Raw genomic sequence first — 18,867 nt, 5'->3', positions numbered from 1 at the left:
ATACGGTAAATGATTTCTTTACAGAACAAGCTGATAGGCTTGCGGTTTTTAGAGGTTTTCCGATAGGGGCTACCATTATAAATGCCGCTTGACATTAAGCCGCGCTGTTTTTATGCTTTCGCCTATGTCCGAAAAAGAAGATAAAGTAAAAACAAGCAAAAAAACGACACCTAAAAAAACAGCGGCGAAGGGGCAGTCAAAAACCAAGAGCCGCAGCAGTACAACAACAAAGAAAAAGCCGCGCAGTTCAACCGCCCGAAAGAAGCGTTCGAGAGGGAATATTATTGCCGCATTGGTGATATTGTGCGTTCTGCTTTTGGGTTTTAATCTTGTTTTAGTATTAAAGTTGGTACCGAATTTGAAAAGCTCGCTGAAATCCGAAGAGATGGCATCGGTTACCACGCCGCAGGTTTCCTCACATACACCGAAAGCCGATTTGCAGCATACCGAACACATCACAGCTCAACCCGAAACAGCAAAAAGCGAGGAACCGAAACAACAGCCGGTTCCATCCGAAAAACAGAAAAATACACCGACAGCGCAGCAAAAAACGGAGTCATCACAGGAGAAAGCGCCTGCTGTAAAAAAAACAACACCGGCTGCACAACCGGCTCCCCATTCGCCTGCCGCTGTGCCTGCATCCCGCACCGCTTCTGCTGCACAGAAAGGTACTGCGCAGAAAGAAAAGCCGGCAGTCTATCCGGCTCCGCAAAAGAATACCGTACCGGAAAAATCCGTTGCATCTGATAAAAAAAATACCGCATCGAAGAAAAACAGTGTACCGGAAAAACCTGCCGTACCCGATAAGAAAAAAACCGTGCAAAAAGTGCAGCCGGTGCAGCCTGCTGCAAAACCGGAAAAGCCGCGCAAGCCTGCCCCTTATGCAGGGAACCTCACCTTCGTGTTTGACGATGCAGGGCACAATCTCGACCAGCTTGAATACTTTTTACGGCTCCCGTTCCCCTGTACTATTGCAGTTTTACCCGGATTGCGGTACTCTAGCGAGTCGGCGCGGCGGATACGTAAAGCCGGAAAACAGGTTATTTTGCACCAGCCGATGCAATCGGTCGATCTGCATATTAATCCGGGACCGGGGGCGGTGACGCCGGGACTTTCTGCGGAGCAAATCAAAAACATCGTCAGAAAAAATCTCGAAGAAATTTGGCCGGTAGCCGGGATGAATAATCACGAAGGCTCACTGATGACGGCGGACGAGGCAGCGATGAGCGCGGTTTTGGATGTCGTAGCGGAAAAACATATATTCTTTTTGGATTCGCGGACAACCGCTCGGTCAGTCGTTGCGAAGGTTGCAAAGGAGAAAAATATGGCTGTCTGGGAACGGGCAATTTTTATTGATAACGATAAAAGCCGCGCTGCAATGGAAACGCAAATTAAAAAAGGGTTGAGCATTGCGAGACAGAAAGGCTCTGCCATCATGATCGGCCATGTCTTTACGGTTGAGCTTGCAGAGCTTTTAACCGAGATGTATCCTGCACTTATCGAAGACGGATTTTCACTTTCGGCAATTGCTCAAGTTGCACAAAAAGGGACAGTTAACTTCGGCAACTAAAAGAGAATGTCCAAAGTCAATCATGGAACAATAGGAACAACAGAATGAAGATACTTGGAATAGAAAGCTCCTGCGATGAAACGGCAGCCGCCGTCGTGGAGGACGGACATAAAATCATCAGCTCTGTGGTGGCGACTCAGATACCATTTCACGAAGCATATAAGGGCGTGGTGCCTGAGATTGCGAGCCGTAAGCACACCGAATGGATATTGCCGGTTGTCAAGACCGCTTTGCAGGAAGCGGGTGAAACGTTGCAATCGATAGACGGTATCGCCGTAACCAATCGGCCGGGATTGATGGGGTCGCTACTGGTGGGGCTTACTTTTGCGAAAACCCTCGCATGGGCATGCAACAAACCGTTTATTGCCGTAAACCACATGCTCGGGCATCTGTACGCAGCGCATCTTGAGCAGGACATTCCCTATCCCTACCTCGGTCTTTTAGTGTCGGGCGGCCATTCGCTTATCTGCAAAGTATACGATTTTGATTCAATCGAAGTGCTCGGTAGTACTATCGACGATGCGCCGGGCGAAGCATTCGATAAGGTTGCGAAGTTCTACGATTTCGGCTATCCGGGCGGCGTAATTATCGACCGGCTGGCAAAAAACGGCGATCCCAAGGCTGCAAACTTCCCGATGCCAGTACTGCACGAATCCGGCCGCCGGTATGACGTGTCCTATTCAGGATTAAAAACCGCAGTTATCAATCAAATCGATCAATTCTGGAATCCCGGATATGAAAAAACGCCCGAAAATATCGCGGCAGCCTTTCAATCAAGAGCCGTTAAAATATTACTGCGCTCCCTGCTGAGGGCGGTAGAAGACACGGGACTGCACACGATTGTCGCAGGCGGCGGCGTTGCTGCAAATTCGCTGCTCCGTGAAAAACTCGCCGAACAAAAAGGTTTAACGTGCATCTTCCCACCGCTCAAGCTCTGCACGGATAATGCCGCCATGATTGCCGGAGTAGGCTACCGCTATTTGGTGCGTGGCGACAGGAGCCCTCTCGATTGCCCTGCAAGCGCCCGTGTCGAAGGATTTAAACGCCGGAAATCCGCCTCAACATAGCTCGTATTTCCGCTTGCCAGTCTTGCACAAAATCTTCCGGTTCAAGCGGCTGTGCGTTTGAGCCGTGAGACAATACCCATTTCAATATCCATGTCTATTATAGCGTTGAAATTGGGCAATTATTCATTCTTGCCCAGCGTATGACATTATTTAGCCTTGCTTGGTACCCTTTTCCATCTTTCCTTAACCATTCAAGATTATCATTATCAATCTTTGTATGAATTGCTGTTTTGGGAACTTTCAAGGACTGAAAATAATAAGGAAAAATAGGCGTATCAAGATTTGCCGGAATATCTGAATAGTCTATCTCGCTTTCGCTCTTTGACTCCAGAACTTCCAGTTCTTTCTTTTGCTCATCTGTCAGCGGGGGAAAATCAATAGTTTTATATATATGCTGTTGCGTTTTCTTCATAATATTCAATATACATTATGCATGTACACAAATCAAGTATAAAAAAGATTTACCTAACCATACATTAAAGAGCGTTTTATTTTTCCAAAAGTTGAGCTTGTAATATCTCTGTTTCTGTTTAGTGTATATAGAAGCTGAATTTCTTTGCCGCTTTTGCTGTTCTGTTTGCATCATGTTACTGTTAAAGCCATCAAATAGAATGCCTAATGCCGGAGAAAAGACGGGATTTAGCGGGAAAAATATGAAAGAGTGATTACATAGGGTGTAATTAAATGACCGGTATTTTCTTGAGGTTCTTTCCTATCCACGGCAGCCAGTGAAGATTGTTAATCTGTGAGAGTTGTTCGTCAATTTTTTTATTCTTTAAAATTGAACAAAGTATCAGAGCCTCTGGTTCTGTTCTGTAAAGGAATAATTTATAATATCCGCTAAAGCGGATTGCAAATCAACTTTGGAAGTTGTTTAATTCGTGCACAGAACGCTCACACGTTAATACGCGATGTTTGCGCAAAGAAACTCATTTATAATTTGACAAGTGTAAAACAGCGGGTATATAATGTCTTCTGTTGTGAGTTGCCCTGCTTCATGTTAATGAACGGGCATTCACTGCCTACAAAAATGTTTATGGGGGATTCTATTATGGAAAAACAAAGCGGTAGAAAATTGGGACTGTTACCGCAGCTTGCGTTAGGGATTCTTGCCGGTGTGTTGCTCGGGTTGTTTGTACCCGCTCCGGTAATGGGGATTATTGCGACCATTAAAAGGTTGCTCGGTTCGCTGATCTTTTTTGCCGTTCCACTCGTTATCTTCGGCTTTATTGCTCCGGCTATTTGCGATTTAAAAGCAAATGCAGGCAAAATGCTCGGCGTCTTTTTGCTGATATCGTATTTGTCCGCAGTCGGAGCATCCCTGTTTTCGACTGTAGCAGGATATATTCTTATTCCGTTCCTGCATATTCCTGCACAGGCTGCCGAATTGGTGGAAATACCCTCTACGGCGTTCTCGCTGAACATACAGCCGATTATGCCGGTTATGACCGCACTGGTATTGGCTATCTTGGCCGGTATTTCGGTTATTTGGACAAAAGCTGCGACGGTTGAAAAACTCTTAAAAGAGATTCAGGCAATGGTGCTTGAAATCGTCAACCGCGTTATCGTACCGATACTGCCGTTCTTTATTGCGACAACCTTCGCCGAACTTGCATACAGCGGTAGCTTAACCCGCCAGCTTCCCGTATTCTTGAAAGTTATCATTATTGTACTCATCGGTCATTTTATCTGGATGACGCTGTTGTACCTCATCGGCGGTGCGGTTTCAAAGCAAAATCCGCTTGAAGTGGTAAAGCACTACGGCCCTGCGTATGCCACCGCAGTCGGTACGATGTCGAGCGCGGCGACCTTGCCGGTTGCCTTACGCTGTGCTCATAAATCCAGTGCTCTTCCGTCCGATATCGTTGACTTTGCTATCCCGCTGGGAGCAACAACCCATTTGTGCGGTTCCGTTCTTACCGAAACATTCTTTGCAATGACGATATCTCAGATGTTGTACGGGGCGGTTCCTCCAATCGGGACAATGGTCTTGTTCTCATTCCTGTTCGGTGTATTCGCTGTCGGAGCGCCCGGCGTACCCGGCGGAACGGTTATGGCTTCGCTCGGTATCGTTATCAGCATACTCGGTTTTGACGAAATCGGTACCGGCTTATTGATTGCTATCTTTGCCCTACAGGACAGCTTCGGTACGGCCTGCAATGTAACCGGAGACGGAGCGCTTGCGCTTATTCTGCGCGGTGTGTTCTATAAACCGGACGGAACGTTAAAACAGGCGTAAGGTATGGAACTTACGGACTTTGACTGTAATCAATTCATTGCGATCCTTCAAGAAGAGCTGGTTCCTGCGCTCGGCTGTACCGAACCGATTGCCATAGCGTATGCGGGTGCTCATGCCCGCGCTTTACTCGGTAAGATTCCCGACCGTGTGTGCATCAAAAGCAGCGGTAACATTATTAAGAACGTAAAGAGTGTTACCGTCCCTAATTCGGGCAATATGAAGGGAATTCCGGCGGCGGCGGCAATCGGCATTATCGGCGGTAATCCCAATAAGGGACTTGAGGTTCTTGCCGATATAACCGAATCCGATATTGCCCGCACAAAGGAATTTTTGGAAAAAGTTCCTTGTAAAGTTTCCCTTTTGGATACGGTGGCTTCTCTGCATTTTATTGTAGAAGTTTTTGCCGGCGCCGACAGCGCATCGGTTGAGATTATCCATCAGCATACGAATATCGTGCACACAACCAAAAACGGAAAAGATGTGTTATCCGTTCCGTTTGATCCGGCTAGTGCAAATGCCGCGTTGACCGACCGGTCGGGCTTATCGGTAAAAAAGATCCTTGAGTTTGCCGATACGATAAACCTTGACCGCGTCCGCCCGATACTGGAACGCCAGATCGATTATAATACCCGTATTGCACAGGAAGGGCTGGAGCACCGCTACGGTATTAATGCGGGGGCGAATCTCCTAAAGGCTGCCGAGACTGAGCAGGCCGTTACCCTAAAAATCCGTGCGCAGGCCGCCGCTGCTGCGGGTTCCGATGCCCGCATGAGCGGCTGTACCTTGCCGGTTGTTACCAATTCGGGCAGCGGCAATCAGGGCTTGACGGCGTCGCTACCGGTTATCGTGTTTGCCGAAGAAAAAAAGCTCCCGCATGATAAGCTGTTGCGCGGTCTGTTGGTCAGCAACTTGATTGCGATTCACCAAAAAACGCGGATCGGCCGACTTTCCGCCTATTGCGGAGCTGTCAGCGCTGCATGTGGGAGCGGGGCTGCCGTTACGTATCTTTCAGGCGGAAGCTATGAACAGGTATGCGAGACGATTACCAATACCCTTGCGGTTGTGTCGGGAATTGTCTGCGACGGCGCCAAGCCTTCGTGTGCCTCGAAGATTGCCACATCGGTTGATGCGGCGTTGAATGCGCATTATCTTGCAATGCATGACCGGGTGTTTGAACCCGGTGAAGGTATCGTAAAAGGCGATATAGAAAAAACCATCGCCGGTGTAGGCGCCGTTGCTGCCGACGGTATGCGGGAAACCGATAAGGTTATCTTACGCATTATGGTGGACGACGATTAAAAATTAAATACAAAAATGCCGATTGGGTCATCGTAAGTCTGATCGGCATTTTTTGTATATGAAAAGTTGTATAGCGGTAACTCTAAAAATCTAACAGGGCTTTTAGAGCTGTCCATAGATAAGGAGAAATTGTGAAAAAGACATTGATAACGGGCGGTATGCTCGTAACCGAAAATGATACGTTTAAGGCGGACATTGCAATAACCGGCAGCAAGATAACCGGAATCGGGCATTTTAATCCCGTCGATTTTGATGCCGTGTATGAAGTTCCCGGCTGTTATGTCATGCCGGGGCTGATTGATGCGCATACACATCTTGAGTTGCAGCAGTCTCCGCAGTACCGCGCCGTCGATGACTTTTACACCGGCACCGTTGCAGCAGCCTGCGGCGGCACGACCTCCGTTATCGACCATATCTCTTTCGGCCCCGCCGGATGCAACTTGCATTATTCCATAGACCGATACCATGAGCTTGCAAAAAAAGCGGTTATCGACTACAGCTTTCACGGTGTTATTCAGCATGTGGATGATGCAATTTTGCAGGAGCTATCCGGCATCATTAAAAATGAAGGTATTACGAGCTTTAAGGCTTATACGACCTACGGATTTAAAATTGACGATACGGGCTTTTACCGCTTGCTGCAAACCGTGAAAGAAGCGGGCGGCATTTTAACCGTACATTCGGAAAACGATTCGCTTATCAATTATCTCCGGTCAAAATTTGTAAAAGAAAATAAAATGCTGCCTATTTACCATGCGCGCAGTCGGCCTAACGAAACGGAAGCCGAGGCTGTTTCCCGCCTTATTCATTTTTCGGAAATGGTAAAGGATGCGCCGCTGTACATTGTACACCTTTCTACGGGAGAGGCGCTTATCAGCGTTGTAGAGGGACGGCAGCACGTTAATCGGCTGTTTGTAGAAACCTGTACGCAGTATCTGACGCTTTCGGAAGAAAAATACGGAAATGAGAACGGCAGTCCCGATGATCCTGAAAATATCGAAGGGCTGAAATATATCATGGCGCCGCCCCTGCGCAGAAAGCAGGATATAGAAGCGCTCTGGATCGGTCTTGCAAACGGTGATATCCAAGTCGTTGCAACCGACCATTGTCCCTTCCTGTTAAAAGAGAAGATGGATACCAAGGGCGATTTTACCAAAGGGCCGGGCGGCGCTCCGGGTATCGAAGAGCGAGTGCGGATTATTTTCTCCGAAGGCGTACAAAAAAAGCGGATTTCGTTGGAGCGCTTCGTACAGGTGATGGCGGCAAACCCTGCCCGCATCTTCGGTATGTATCCTCAGAAAGGATGCCTTTTGCCCGGCGCCGATGCCGACATTACGATTATCAATCCGAATGCCGAAGAAGTGCTGACAAAGAAGAACCTGAAAAGCGCCTGCGATTACTGCACGTATGAAGGGATGAAGGTGCAGTGTGTGATCGATTCCGTATTCAGCCGCGGAGAATTAATCGTAAAGAATAACGAATTTTTAGGCGAAAAAGGTAGGGGACAATTCATCTTTAGAAAACCGCCGTTTTAAATGCAACAGCTCGTTTTTTAGAGGTTCCCATATGAATATACAATTTTGCGAACACGGCAGCAGGCTATACGATTTTTTTAACCTCTTTGCGTATAAGGAGCATATACTTAACCGGCGCGAAGAAGAAAAAGGATATGACGATGTATGTTACACGCTCTTTTTATCGCTGCTGAATAAGGCAAAGGATATGCTTGCCCTAAAAATATACCTTTTACGATTGAAATCACCGTATATCTATGCTATAAAGGGATATGCAGCCGTCCATATCTTTTTATAATATAAGAGATCCGTCCGTATGCGTTCCTTTAGAAATGCTGTTAAAAACACACAATGCGGAAGGAGGTAATTATCTTCCCCGGCAGATACCGCTTTTACCCGATTCTTTAATATATAAAAATCCTCCGCCGTCCTTCCGCGATGTTACGTTTGAAGTGTTCAGATCATTTTTTCGGGATGCTATTCCTGAATCCGATTTGTATACTCTTATCGTCCGCGCATTTCCATTTAGAGTTCCGGTGTTTCCGATTGATCCGCGTACTTATATCGCTGAACTGACCCACGGAGATGGCGGTTCCTATGCCGATTTCGGTGCACGTTTTACTGCGCAGTTGGTCGATTATTTCTACCAGCTCAACGGGCAGCCGGTGCATATTCTTTTTGCGGGGACAGAGCTTGAAACGCTTTCACTTGCAAAAGCTTTTTCTGAGTTTGAGGATATTCATGCAACCTTTTTATATCCTAAAAATTCAAAGGATGCTTTTCAGCCCATGGTAAAACAGCAATTCCTTTTGCTCCCTGAAAACATTCATATCTTTGGAGTCAACGGTTCTTTGGCAGATTGTAAGACTATAATTCAAGAGACGGTGTCAGATGCTGATATTACCGGTTCGATGGAGCTGTTTATACCCCATGTAGCGCATATCGATTATCTGCTATCGCAAGTGTGCTGCTGTATGTATGCTGCATTGACGGCACTTTCACGAGCCGGCTATGATAACAGTATTGAGCATCCCCGTTTGATTATCGGAGTCCCGTTAAAGCAGCCGAATGCCCTCAGTGCCGCCGTAGTTGCGCAGAAGATGGGTACACCTATAAACGGTTTTATTACGACGGTCGATTCTACTTGTCATGCCCCTGAAATAGAGCACGAGAGAGAATATACACGCTTTAAAATGCTGTATGCACACGAGGCTTCTAAGAAATCTACTCCAAGTATCGCCTCATTTCGATTTAACCAAGATTCTGTATTGGAGGCAATGAGAGATTGTAAAGATCGAACAGGGTATATTATCAGTCCCTATGTTGCGGAAATATGGCAGGCCTGGAACACAGTAAAAAATGGTTTATCGGAATCGGATAAAATGATCGAAAGTTTTTTTACAGATACCGGTTTGCTTCCCCGTTGGGTATCCGATGAGCACACTGCGCATTCCTGTATTATGATTACTCCGGAAATAACTCATCCCGCTTTCTACACTGAAGCGGTTAGGACGGCAACGGGAATATACCCGTCGATACCCTCTCGCCTGAAGTATAATCCTCAAATAACGAATGAACCTGTGCTTGAATGTTCGTCAGCAAAGGATTTAAAAGATTGGCTTTTGTCTCTCATCTAACGGCGCAATATGGCCAATGTAGAGGTAATAGATTTAGTAAACCGGAATATGCAGGGCTGTAAGGTAATATCGATTGAGTTCTTTCATTAAATAGTATATATTTAAAGTATGCAAGAAACAGCCGATTTTTTTAACGACAGTGCAGTGATGCTTGCCGCCGAGGGATGCCATAGCGAAGCGATAGCATGCCTTCGCCGCGGTTTACAGCTAGAACCATACAGCAGTTTAATGTGGTTTAATTTGGGGCTCAGCTACTATGCGCTTGATGATAAAGATAACTCTCGCTATGCACTCTACGAGGCAGCGCGCTGCAATCCCTTTGATGCCGACATTTGGGATACGCTCGGTGTCGTTCTCCATGAAACCGGCGAAATGGAGGCTTCACGGCTTGCATATACGAAAGCGCTTGAGCTGGAGACCGAAAACGGCCGTATCTGGAATAACTACGGTACGCTCCTTTTTAATGAAGAAAAATACGAACAAGCCCGCCGCGCTTTTGAATCAGCCTTGACGCTTGCTCCCGATTCAGAGGATACGCTTTTTAATTTACGCGATACCTATACGATACTGGGGAACAAAAAGCTTGCCAAAAAATGCACTAAAATAATCGACAGACTGGCATTAAAAAATCCGAATACGCTGGTACAAAAGCGGAACGAACTGTGAGAATTTTTTATATCGCTGAAATTACCGGTAAGGTGGGCGTGTGGGCGGTTAAAAAAAATATTGCGGAAATTAAGCGCCGCTATCAGCCTGATTTTATTATCGCAAATGCCGGTATGGCGACAGGCGCGGGCGGGCTGGGCAAACAACACGCCGGTTATTTGAGAAAGATGGGGATCGATTGCATCACCGGCGGGGATTGTATCTTTCAAAAGAAAGATTTAGTCGAAAATCTCCCACAGATGCCTTTTGTACTGCGTCCTTGTAATCTACCCGAGCACAGTTTAGGAGCCGGTTATCGCTATTTTACAGCTCGAAATGGGGGAAAACTTGCGGTTGTTTCGATTTTGGGGCGGGTAGGGCGCCACCGGCTTTTAGCGGATAATCCGTTTACGTTGATGCAGGCGCTGCTTCCGAAAATAGAAAGAGAAACACCGTTTATCGTGGCGGATTTTTCTTCAACTGCAACCGCCGAAAAACAGACTATGGCATTTTTCCTTGCGGGGAGGATCTCCGCATTGGTCGGGTCAGGCTCGGGCGCCGCCACAGCCGATGAGCGGCTGATGTCCGCCGAGTGTGATTTATCCGGTTCCGGTTCCGATCATGTGCATATCGATATGCAGACTGCAACTGTAGAAACATGCTGCGAACAGCGGAGCAGAAAAACCGCTTATATCACGGATGCGGGACGAACCGGCAGCTTTGACTCCGTCGGCGGACATGCCCCGTCCGGTAAGATTCGGGAATATCGCACCGGTCTTTTTGAGTACCCGCAAGAAACATGGCAACGGGTCTGTATACAGGGGGTGGATATTGAGCTGGACGGGGCGGGCGGCGCCCTGTCGATAGAACGGGTCCGTATCGAAATACCTGCCGCTGCGGTGCCGCAGTCATCATAACGTATGTCCGTATTTAATTTTGGAGGGCTTTTTAAATGGAAAGAATAGGAAGAGTGATACGTATGCCGATAACGAAACGGAACGGCATGCAGATTGCAACTATTGAATACGATACGCCCGAAGCAGATCTTTGTTCCATTAAATCTACCGATAGCCGCAGCGGATGCGCGTCATGCGGCGGCGGTTGCCATGCTTGTGGCGGAGGCAGTAAAGACGGTTTGCTGGTTGTACAGGGCAACATCGTCGATGCGCTGAACGTTTCGGGAAAAGATTTATGGATTGGAAACAAGGTCGGTGTCTTTATTTCCGAAAAAGCTGCCCGTTTTCAGGGACTGTGCGCAGTGGGTATTCCGCTCGTGCTTTCGATGCTTTCCTTTACGGTAATCTTTTTGCAAACGCATAACGAATCGCTGGCTTTAGCCGGTATCGTTGTCGGTCTTGCTGCAGGGGCTGCCATCGCTTTTGGAATAAGTCGTATTTTAAAAGAGCGGGCGCTTCCGCAGATTGTTACTGTCTATGAATAAAAAAATTATAAGCGAAAAAATTGTTGCTGATAGTGCAGAAGTCCCGATAACCGAAGTATGCTTAGCCGATGTACGGTTGCCGGTACGAAAAAAACTCGGATTCGGAATTGCCGACATCGGTGGAAATCTGTTTTTTACGGCTATGGGCTTTTGGACGCTGACCTATCTTACCGATACGGTGTATCTGGCGCCCGCCCTTGCCGGTATCGCCATTATGGTGGCAAAAATATGGGATGCGGTTACCGACCCTATTGTCGGCTTTCTTTCCGATAACACTCGTTCCCGATTCGGCAGGCGCCGTCCGTATCTCTTGTTCGGAGCGCTTCCGTTCGGTCTTTCGCTTTGGCTGTTTTTTACCAAGCCTTCGGTTACCGGTCAAACAGCGCTGTTTTGGTGGGCACTGTTGATGCTTTGTTTGGTAAATACGACGATGACTCTCGTGAATATTCCGTATTCTGCTTTAACCCCCGAATTAACCTCGGATTATAACGAACAAACCTCGTTAAATGCCTACCGTTTTTTGTGCGCCGGAATCGGTACGATAATGGGTGCTGTTATTGTGATGCCGATTGTCAATATATTCCCGTCAAAAGCCTTAGGCTTCTCGGTTGCAGGGGCAGCTATCGGCGGTATTATCATAATAACAACTTTTATCACTTTTTTTTCAGTGCGAGAGTCTGCTGCACCGCCTAAAAACGGTAAGAAAAAAACAGAAGCGTTCTTTTCCGCCTACCGCTCGGTATTTAAAAATTCCGCGTACACGGTGTTGCTGGCAGTTTTTGTGCTACATATTACTGCACTCAATTTTTTGCAAGGCATGGTTGTGTATTACCTAAAGTACATTTACCAAGCGGAAGCGTCTTCAAGTACGATTATGGGGCTCTTACTGGTAACGGCGATCGTTTCTATTCCGGTTGCAGCCAAATGCTCAAATATACTGGGAAAAAATTTTTCATACTGCGTAGGACTTGCCGTATTGTGTATTTCTACGATGGTTATATTTTTTATCGGACACCGTATCGGGGTAATCGGCCTTTCACTCTTGTTTGTAGCTGCAGGAGTTGGGGTTGGCTTTGCTTTTGCGACTCCTTGGGCAATGCTGCCTGATGCGATCGCGTGGCAGCCTGATACGGTACACAACGAAGGTTGTTATTACGGAGTGTGGACTTTTGCCAGTAAGCTCGGACAGGCTATTTCAACCGGCGTTTCGGGCTTAATTCTTAGTGCAGCCGGTTACTGTGCTGATGTAATCCAACCTCCTAAAACGATATTTGCTATTAGGTTTATTGCAGGGCCGATCGCTGCAACCATGTGTTTATGCGGTCTCATACTCATTCATTTTTATCCCATCGATAAAAAATAACGCTGCAACGCCGTATATGCCCCGTAATTCCAGCGCTTTTGAAAATAGTAGTACCGGATACAAGGCGCAGAGTGAATAACACCCGCAGGCGTGCTTTTTGCACGTCGAGGACTGTTATTCACCCTGCAACGCCGTAGACGGTATGCATATTTTCAAAAGTAGGGTGCTAGCATAATTCATATTTTTAGTCTATACTAAATACATTCAAAATAGCCGGTTCATATCATGGGGGGAAGTATCGTCCCTTTGTGATAACGGCATACCTATGGAGAGTTACAGCATGAAAGAATTAATTTCTCGTCCCGGTGCAAAATATACCGAAGTGATTTGTCCCGCTTCTGCTATGGTATACCGCCCTTCACTGTTTAAAAAAACTTTCTATAATAAAAAGTATCTTTTATCGGTCGTATTGACGACCTTTATTTTTTTTGGCTTGGGTACCGCTGTCTATGCGGAAACCGCGCCGACAGTACAAGGCGGTGTTATCGATTTACGAAACTGGAACTTTGATACCCGCGGTAAGGTTCTTCTCTCCGGCAATTACGGTTTTTTTTGGAACGAATTCTTGGAAGATTGGAAAGATCCCTCCGAATATATGGCGGTACCATCTTCTTGGGCAGATAGAAAATCGGGGCAAGGAAAATCTTATCCTTCAAACGGCTATGCGACATATACCCTAAGGCTACTGTTGCCTAAAGGAGCTCCTTCCCTTTCGGTGTACCTGAAAAACAGGTTCCCTTCGCTCACCGTTTTTGCAAACGGCGTAAAGCTTGACGCGTATAATCCTTCCGGAAGAAAGCTTACGGATGCGCAATCGTCTTGTTTTGTATTACCGGCAGGCGAAACGCAGGTCGATCTTTTGATTCAAATAAAAAGTATTGATCACAAGAAACAGGGTATATACAATCCTGTTATCATTAATAAAACGTCCGTTATCGAATCGTCTATATATCGAAATAAACTTATCGAAGCAATGATTTTCAGTTTTGCATTAGCACTCGGTCTTTACCATTTGATATTGTTTATCTTCAGAACAAAAGAGCTCAGTATTTTGTATTTTACGCTGCTTGTATTTATCGTTATGATACGAATACTCTCGACGGGAACGATAATCGGATCCGATTTATTCGGCTTTTCCTGGATGACAGTGCTCCGTATGGACTATTTCAGTTTTGCAACCGTTTCAATTCCTGTCATCATGTACTTTTATGAACTTTACAAGAAATATATTCATAAAGCGATTGTCATTGTCTGGGTCTCTGAAGGTTTGCTGTATGGAATTTTAACGCTTGTTACGAGAGGGGCTTTTTTTACATCGTTTCTCTATATACATCAGGTCGTTTGTCTTTTAGAAGTTTTATACCTCCTATATCTCATCGTGCGGTTGGTGTATAAAAAAGAGAAAGAGGCGTCGTTTATTGCAACAGGTTTTGCTGCGCTGATGGTAACCTCCGTGATCGATATCCTTGAGGGAATGGAGCTTATCCATACGCCGGCGACGCTCCCCTTTGGCCTTCTCTTTTTCCTGCTGATCCAAGCAGTCTCATTTGCAAGAATATTTTATTTTGAGAAAAGAGAGAGCGAGTTGATGCGCGATAAGGTTATTGCCTCTTCCGATCAATTGAATACATTTATCGCTGAAATTAAAAAAGTTATCGAAGATTTGGCAAACGAAGATACCGTGTTGACCTCGAATATGCACAGCGCTCAGTCCTATGTAGATAAAATTTCAAGCTATATTAAGTTGGTACTCGAAGAAGTATCTTCGCAGAAAACGAGTTTGATTGATACGGAAACCAATACTAATTATTTAAATACTTTCCTTGAAGGCTTGGATACGCAAATTACACAGCAAAGTGAAAAGTCGAAGGATGCAATGGATAAGCTTACGGACTTAATCCAAAACACAAAATTACTGACGGAAAAATTCAAGGTTATTCAAGATAACTTTATGAATATCTTCCAAGCAAATGAAGTCGGAAAAACAAACTTTTCAAAGATGACAAAGACGATATCCGACATTACTGCCCGTTCTGCCGTTTTGCTTGAAACCAACCAGCTGATAACACAGGTTGCAGAGCAGACGGATATGCTTGCAATGAATGCCGCTATCGAAGCTGCCCATGCAGGTGATGCCGGAAAAGGGTTTGCTGTTGTTGCTGAAGAAATTCGAAATTTGGCTGAGAGGGCGTCTTCCGAATCGGATTCGACCGGAAAGATTATTAAACAAATTACCACTTCTATCGACGAAACTGCTTCTGCTGCGGATATTTTAGCCCAGAGTTTTGCCGATATCAGCAATAAAGTAACCGATTTCGAGCATATGCTTGCAGAAATCGCAACCTTTATCGGACATACGGATGCTCATACGACTCGAATGGAACAAACGTTGAAAGAAGTGTTGGAAGAAATGACGGCCTTAAAGAACGAAAATAGCCAGATTATCGAAACACGGGAAAATACGGTTACCAGTTTTGACCATTTAACGCAAGCTACCGAAAAGGTTAATGCTGAAATTGATGCAATGGTTGATAATATCACCAGCCTAATACGCATTTTTTCGAAAACGGCAGAATCGCAAGAACAAACACGTGAAATTATCAGCCGTTTAAATCGGTTATCCTCTCAAAATCGAGAAACATGTCCGGATGAAAATGAAGTCCCGGAAATCTAATCATATTTCCGATGTTTATTCATGCGGAGGTTTTAATACCCGCCGTTCTTCGGCAGCGCTCTGCATCGGGGTATGTTGACTAAAAAAAGCGGGAACCTCTGAAAACTGAAGTTTTTTGGGTTCCCCTTAAATATTTATAGTTAAGGAAAAACGATGGATCAAAACAGTAAAATTACTCCTGAAGTATTCGATAATTTACTCTATCTCTCGCGCCTTTCTTCGAATGACAGTGACACAGAGTCTATTGCCGGACAGGTTAGTCAAATTATCGAATATTTCGATATTCTCAAAAAGTATGATGTATCTACCGAGGCAGACGACACTGCAATGATTTCGGAAGAGTTACTCCGCAGCGATACCATTTCAGCTGGCATAACGCAGTCGGATTTAAAGAAGATGTCGAGTGAATATATGGACGGCTATTTTCGTGTACCTAAAGTTCTCGGGAGTGGGGTGTGATCATGAAAGATCTTTGTACAGCGAGCTTAGCCGAATTAAAAACGTACTTGGAAGAAGGGGTGGCCTCTTCCGTTGACATCGTTCGTGCATTAAAGGCAGCATATCAGGCGGATGAAAAGCAAACGACGCCGTTGCATGGATTTATTGAGTTTTTTGACGATGCAGAAGCGCAAGCGGAAAAAGCCGATGCACTACGGAAAGAAGGCAAGGGGGCTGATAAGCCGCTTTTAGGGTTACCCTTTGCAGTAAAAGATAATATTTCAATACGCGGGAAACTTTGTACCTGCTGCAGTAAGATATTGGACGGTTACAGAGCCCCGTATAACGCAACGGTTATTACCCGTTTAACGGAGGCTGGCGCAATCCCGATTGGTAGAGCAAATATGGATGAGTTTGCGATGGGGTCTTCCACCGAATATTCGGTATATGGGCCGTCGCATAATCCTGTAGATCGCGCGCTGACACCCGGCGGCAGTTCGGGCGGTTCCGCAGCGGTGGTTGCCGGTTTTCAGGTTCCGTTTGCGCTCGGTACGGAAACGGGTGGTTCCGTACGACTTCCCGCTTCGTATTGCGGAATATACGGATTAAAACCGACTTACGGCGCTATCAGCCGCTACGGCGTCGTCGCGTTCGGCTCTTCGCTCGATCAAGTAGGGCTTTTTGCCCGCTGTGTAGATGATATCGGATTAGGCCTTTCGGTCGCAGGAGGCGCCGATCCGCATGATGAAACGAGTGTCAAATATGATTTTTCTTCCTGCGCACACTTGCAACCCTACGCCGACAACGAGTTAAAAAAACTCCGCATTGCATTACCGGTTGAATTTACGCAAGCGAAAGGTTTGGATACGGATGTTGCGGTGCTGTTTGAAAAGTTCCGCAGTTGGTTTGTCTCAAAGGGTATTCAAGTCGATCCCGTTTCCATACCGGTGTTGGAATCTGCCATTGCGATGTACTATGTTATTGCGCTTTCTGAGGCGGCGAGCAATCTTGCCCGTTTTGACGGAATCCGCTACGGCTTACGTGTGGATCCGGGCAAAGGGTACGACGAGCTATATTGTGCCACCCGATCAGCAGGGTTCGGCCGTGAGGTAAAACGGCGCATTATCACCGGAAACTATGTGTTGTCGCATCACCTGTCGGGGGATTGCTATGAAAATGCGCTCCGTGTCCGCGCCCGTATGGAAAAAGAGGTCGGGGCGGTTTTACAGCACTATGATTTTATTTTCTGCCCGACCGCGCCGACACCGGCGTTTAAGCTCGGTGAGCGCGTAAACGATCCGCTTGCGATGTACCTTTCGGATTTGTTTACGACATTTGTTAATTTATCCCATATTCCGGCGCTGTCGATACCCGCGGGCAAAGCACAAGACGGCCGCCCGATCGGTATGCAAATTGTGGGCGCGAAGCTTTCCGAAGGAAAAATCTTACGATTGGCAAAAACGTTGGAGGCGGAACGGGTATGAGTTCGGAATTATCCTACGAAGTAATTATCGGCTGTGAAATTCACTGCCAACTGTTAACAAAGACAAAAGCGTTCTGTTCCTGCGAAAACCGTTACGGCGGAATGCCGAATTCCCGTGTCTGTCCGGTTTGTTTAGGACTTCCCGGCGCCTTGCCCGTTGTCGGCGACGAATACGTCAAACTCGGTATTAAAGCAGGTTTTGCGCTTGGCTGCACGATCAACGAATTCAGTAAGTTTGACCGGAAGCATTACTTTTATCCCGACTTGGTTAAAGGCTACCAGATTACCCAATTCGATAAACCGATTTGTGAAAACGGTCAGGTTGAAATCAATATGGCGGCTCCTAATGAACCGCCCGAGATGCGGACAATCAGAATTGAGCGTATTCATCTCGAAGAAGATGCCGGTAAAAGCCTTCACATTGAAGGAGCGCATAGCTATGTAGATTATAACCGCTGCGGGGTTCCGCTTATCGAAATCGTATCCAAGCCGGATATGAAAAGCCCCGAAGAAGCAGCGCAGTATATGCAGACAATTCGGGAAATTTTAAAGTTTATCGGCGTTACCGACGGTAACTTGGAAGAAGGCGCGATGCGCTGCGATGCGAACATCAACCTAAAAGTATTTGAAAACGGCAAAGAATACCGGACGCCGATTTCCGAAATTAAGAATATGAACTCGTTTAGAACGGTACGCGATGCCTGTGCGTATGAAGTTCAGCGGCAGCTCGAAGAGTTTAAAACCGACCGGCAGGAGTATTCGGCTGATTTTAAACGTACAATGGGTTGGGATGAGCCGAGCGGAAAAACCGTTATCCAGCGCACAAAAAATTCCGCGCTTGACTACCGTTTTATGCGCGAACCCGATATTCCTTCGTTGATGCTGAGCCGTGGATACATCGATTCGGTATGCAAAACCGTTGGAGAGCTTCCGGCTGCAAAACGGGAACGGTTTAAAAAAGAGTACGGCCTTTCTCAATTCGATGTGGAAACACTGACAACCGAGCGGAATTTAGCGGAGTGGTTTGAGGCTGCTGCCGCTCAAACAAAAGACCCCAAAAAAGTTGCCAACTGGGTACTTGCGGAAGTCCTTGCGGTATTAAATGAAAAGCATATTGGACTTGAGCAGCTTCCGTTTGATCCCGACCATATTGCCGAACTGGTCAATGAACTTGATGCACAGACTATTACCAGCAAGCAGGCAAAGGATGTTTTTGTAGAGATGTTGGAAAGCGGTGAACATCCCCGGCAGATCATCAAAAATAGGGGAATGACGCAGGTAAGCGATACCGGCACTATCGAGAAACTGGTGGATGAGGTCTTTGCGGCAAATCCCCAAGCTATCGCCGACTGGAAAAAGGGCAAGACTAATGTCGCCGGCTGGCTGATGGGGCAGGTGATGAAAAAATCGCAGGGCAAGGCGAATCCTAATCAAACTACGGAACTGGTACGGAAAAAACTTGCTGCGTTATAAATGCATTACAAAAAGAAGCAAAAA

The 18,867-nt window shown here is 46.3% G+C and carries 16 protein-coding genes; 15 read left to right on the top strand and 1 reads right to left on the bottom strand.

Annotated elements, in window-relative coordinates; translation table 11 throughout:
* The first annotated feature begins 124 nt into the window (after positions 1-124).
* A complete protein-coding gene (locus ABH09_RS07475) occupies positions 125-1,570 on the top strand; it encodes a divergent polysaccharide deacetylase family protein (RefSeq protein WP_253713930.1) in 1,446 nt (481 codons plus the stop codon).
* A 44-nt stretch (positions 1,571-1,614) separates the two neighbouring features.
* Positions 1,615-2,637, top strand: coding sequence for a tRNA (adenosine(37)-N6)-threonylcarbamoyltransferase complex transferase subunit TsaD (gene tsaD / locus ABH09_RS07470; protein WP_162663705.1), 1,023 nt, complete (start codon positions 1,615-1,617; stop codon positions 2,635-2,637).
* Positions 2,638-2,734: 97 nt separating this feature from the next.
* Here the strand turns inward: tsaD and ABH09_RS07465 are convergent, their stop codons facing one another.
* Positions 2,735-3,049, bottom strand: a complete 315-nt coding sequence (locus ABH09_RS07465) for a BrnA antitoxin family protein (RefSeq protein ID WP_253713929.1) — start codon at positions 3,047-3,049, stop codon at positions 2,735-2,737.
* 639 nt (positions 3,050-3,688) lie between these two features.
* On the opposite strand from ABH09_RS07465, the gene ABH09_RS07460 reads away from it, so the two are divergent.
* The 13 genes from ABH09_RS07460 (at position 3,689) to gatB (ending at position 18,843) form a co-directional block, all read left to right on the top strand.
* On the top strand, positions 3,689-4,876 hold the full coding sequence (locus tag ABH09_RS07460; RefSeq protein ID WP_162663703.1) for a dicarboxylate/amino acid:cation symporter: 1,188 nt from the start codon (positions 3,689-3,691) through the stop codon (positions 4,874-4,876).
* Between the two features lie 3 nt (positions 4,877-4,879).
* Positions 4,880-6,175, top strand: a complete 1,296-nt coding sequence (locus tag ABH09_RS07455; protein ID WP_253713928.1) for an L-cysteine desulfidase family protein — start codon at positions 4,880-4,882, stop codon at positions 6,173-6,175.
* A 131-nt stretch (positions 6,176-6,306) separates the two neighbouring features.
* Entirely contained in the window at positions 6,307-7,710 is a 1,404-nt protein-coding gene (hydA, locus tag ABH09_RS07450; protein WP_253713927.1) for a dihydropyrimidinase, read from the top strand.
* 31 nt (positions 7,711-7,741) lie between these two features.
* A complete protein-coding gene (locus tag ABH09_RS07445) occupies positions 7,742-7,987 on the top strand; it encodes a hypothetical protein (protein ID WP_253713926.1) in 246 nt (81 codons plus the stop codon).
* A gap of 34 nt (positions 7,988-8,021) precedes the next feature.
* Positions 8,022-9,326 (top strand): PALP domain-containing protein, encoded by a 1,305-nt coding sequence (locus ABH09_RS07440; RefSeq protein ID WP_253713925.1) that lies wholly within the window; start codon positions 8,022-8,024, stop codon positions 9,324-9,326.
* A gap of 108 nt (positions 9,327-9,434) precedes the next feature.
* Entirely contained in the window at positions 9,435-9,992 is a 558-nt protein-coding gene (locus ABH09_RS07435) for a tetratricopeptide repeat protein (protein WP_162663699.1), read from the top strand.
* The gene (locus tag ABH09_RS07430) at positions 9,989-10,888 is read left to right on the top strand and encodes a TIGR00282 family metallophosphoesterase (RefSeq protein WP_253713924.1); all 900 of its coding nucleotides are present in this window, start codon (positions 9,989-9,991) and stop codon (positions 10,886-10,888) included. The genes ABH09_RS07435 and ABH09_RS07430 overlap by 4 nt, the downstream gene beginning before the upstream one ends.
* A gap of 35 nt (positions 10,889-10,923) precedes the next feature.
* Positions 10,924-11,412 (top strand): SoxR reducing system RseC family protein, encoded by a 489-nt coding sequence (locus ABH09_RS07425; protein WP_253713923.1) that lies wholly within the window; start codon positions 10,924-10,926, stop codon positions 11,410-11,412.
* Positions 11,405-12,775 carry an MFS transporter gene (locus tag ABH09_RS07420; protein ID WP_253713922.1) on the top strand — a complete coding sequence of 457 codons (1,371 nt, stop codon included), beginning with the start codon at positions 11,405-11,407 and terminating at the stop codon, positions 12,773-12,775. Before ABH09_RS07425 ends, ABH09_RS07420 begins: the two co-directional genes overlap by 8 nt.
* A gap of 280 nt (positions 12,776-13,055) precedes the next feature.
* Entirely contained in the window at positions 13,056-15,449 is a 2,394-nt protein-coding gene (locus tag ABH09_RS07415; protein WP_253713921.1) for a methyl-accepting chemotaxis protein, read from the top strand.
* Positions 15,450-15,602: 153 nt separating this feature from the next.
* Positions 15,603-15,908, top strand: a complete 306-nt coding sequence (gene gatC, locus ABH09_RS07410; RefSeq protein WP_162663697.1) for an Asp-tRNA(Asn)/Glu-tRNA(Gln) amidotransferase subunit GatC — start codon at positions 15,603-15,605, stop codon at positions 15,906-15,908.
* 2 nt (positions 15,909-15,910) lie between these two features.
* Positions 15,911-17,371: an Asp-tRNA(Asn)/Glu-tRNA(Gln) amidotransferase subunit GatA gene (gene gatA, locus ABH09_RS07405; protein ID WP_253715752.1), complete on the top strand. Its 1,461-nt coding sequence runs from the start codon at positions 15,911-15,913 to the stop codon at positions 17,369-17,371.
* Positions 17,368-18,843, top strand: coding sequence for an Asp-tRNA(Asn)/Glu-tRNA(Gln) amidotransferase subunit GatB (gatB, locus tag ABH09_RS07400; RefSeq protein WP_253713920.1), 1,476 nt, complete (start codon positions 17,368-17,370; stop codon positions 18,841-18,843). Before gatA ends, gatB begins: the two co-directional genes overlap by 4 nt.
* Positions 18,844-18,867: the final 24 nt, after the last annotated feature.

Source organism: Treponema sp. OMZ 803, assembly GCF_024181165.1.
Taxonomy (GTDB): domain Bacteria; phylum Spirochaetota; class Spirochaetia; order Treponematales; family Treponemataceae; genus Treponema.
This window is presented reverse-complemented; position numbering and strand designations above follow the sequence as displayed.

What these genes read in the sequence shown, in the direction of transcription:
- ABH09_RS07460 (WP_162663703.1), top strand. Translation starts at nt 3,689, where the DNA reads ATGGAAAAACAAAGCGGTAGAAAATTGGGACTGTTACCGCAGCTTGCG.
- ABH09_RS07420 (WP_253713922.1), top strand. Translation starts at nt 11,405, where the DNA reads ATGAATAAAAAAATTATAAGCGAAAAAATTGTTGCTGATAGTGCAGAA.
- ABH09_RS07455 (WP_253713928.1), top strand. Translation starts at nt 4,880, where the DNA reads ATGGAACTTACGGACTTTGACTGTAATCAATTCATTGCGATCCTTCAA.
- ABH09_RS07415 (WP_253713921.1), top strand. Translation starts at nt 13,056, where the DNA reads ATGAAAGAATTAATTTCTCGTCCCGGTGCAAAATATACCGAAGTGATT.
- ABH09_RS07445 (WP_253713926.1), top strand. Translation starts at nt 7,742, where the DNA reads ATGAATATACAATTTTGCGAACACGGCAGCAGGCTATACGATTTTTTT.
- tsaD (WP_162663705.1), top strand. Translation starts at nt 1,615, where the DNA reads ATGAAGATACTTGGAATAGAAAGCTCCTGCGATGAAACGGCAGCCGCC.
- ABH09_RS07425 (WP_253713923.1), top strand. Translation starts at nt 10,924, where the DNA reads ATGGAAAGAATAGGAAGAGTGATACGTATGCCGATAACGAAACGGAAC.
- ABH09_RS07475 (WP_253713930.1), top strand. Translation starts at nt 125, where the DNA reads ATGTCCGAAAAAGAAGATAAAGTAAAAACAAGCAAAAAAACGACACCT.
- ABH09_RS07440 (WP_253713925.1), top strand. Translation starts at nt 8,022, where the DNA reads ATGCTGTTAAAAACACACAATGCGGAAGGAGGTAATTATCTTCCCCGG.
- ABH09_RS07435 (WP_162663699.1), top strand. Translation starts at nt 9,435, where the DNA reads ATGCAAGAAACAGCCGATTTTTTTAACGACAGTGCAGTGATGCTTGCC.
- gatB (WP_253713920.1), top strand. Translation starts at nt 17,368, where the DNA reads ATGAGTTCGGAATTATCCTACGAAGTAATTATCGGCTGTGAAATTCAC.
- gatC (WP_162663697.1), top strand. Translation starts at nt 15,603, where the DNA reads ATGGATCAAAACAGTAAAATTACTCCTGAAGTATTCGATAATTTACTC.
- ABH09_RS07465 (WP_253713929.1), bottom strand. Translation starts at nt 3,049, where the DNA reads ATGAAGAAAACGCAACAGCATATATATAAAACTATTGATTTTCCCCCG.
- gatA (WP_253715752.1), top strand. Translation starts at nt 15,911, where the DNA reads ATGAAAGATCTTTGTACAGCGAGCTTAGCCGAATTAAAAACGTACTTG.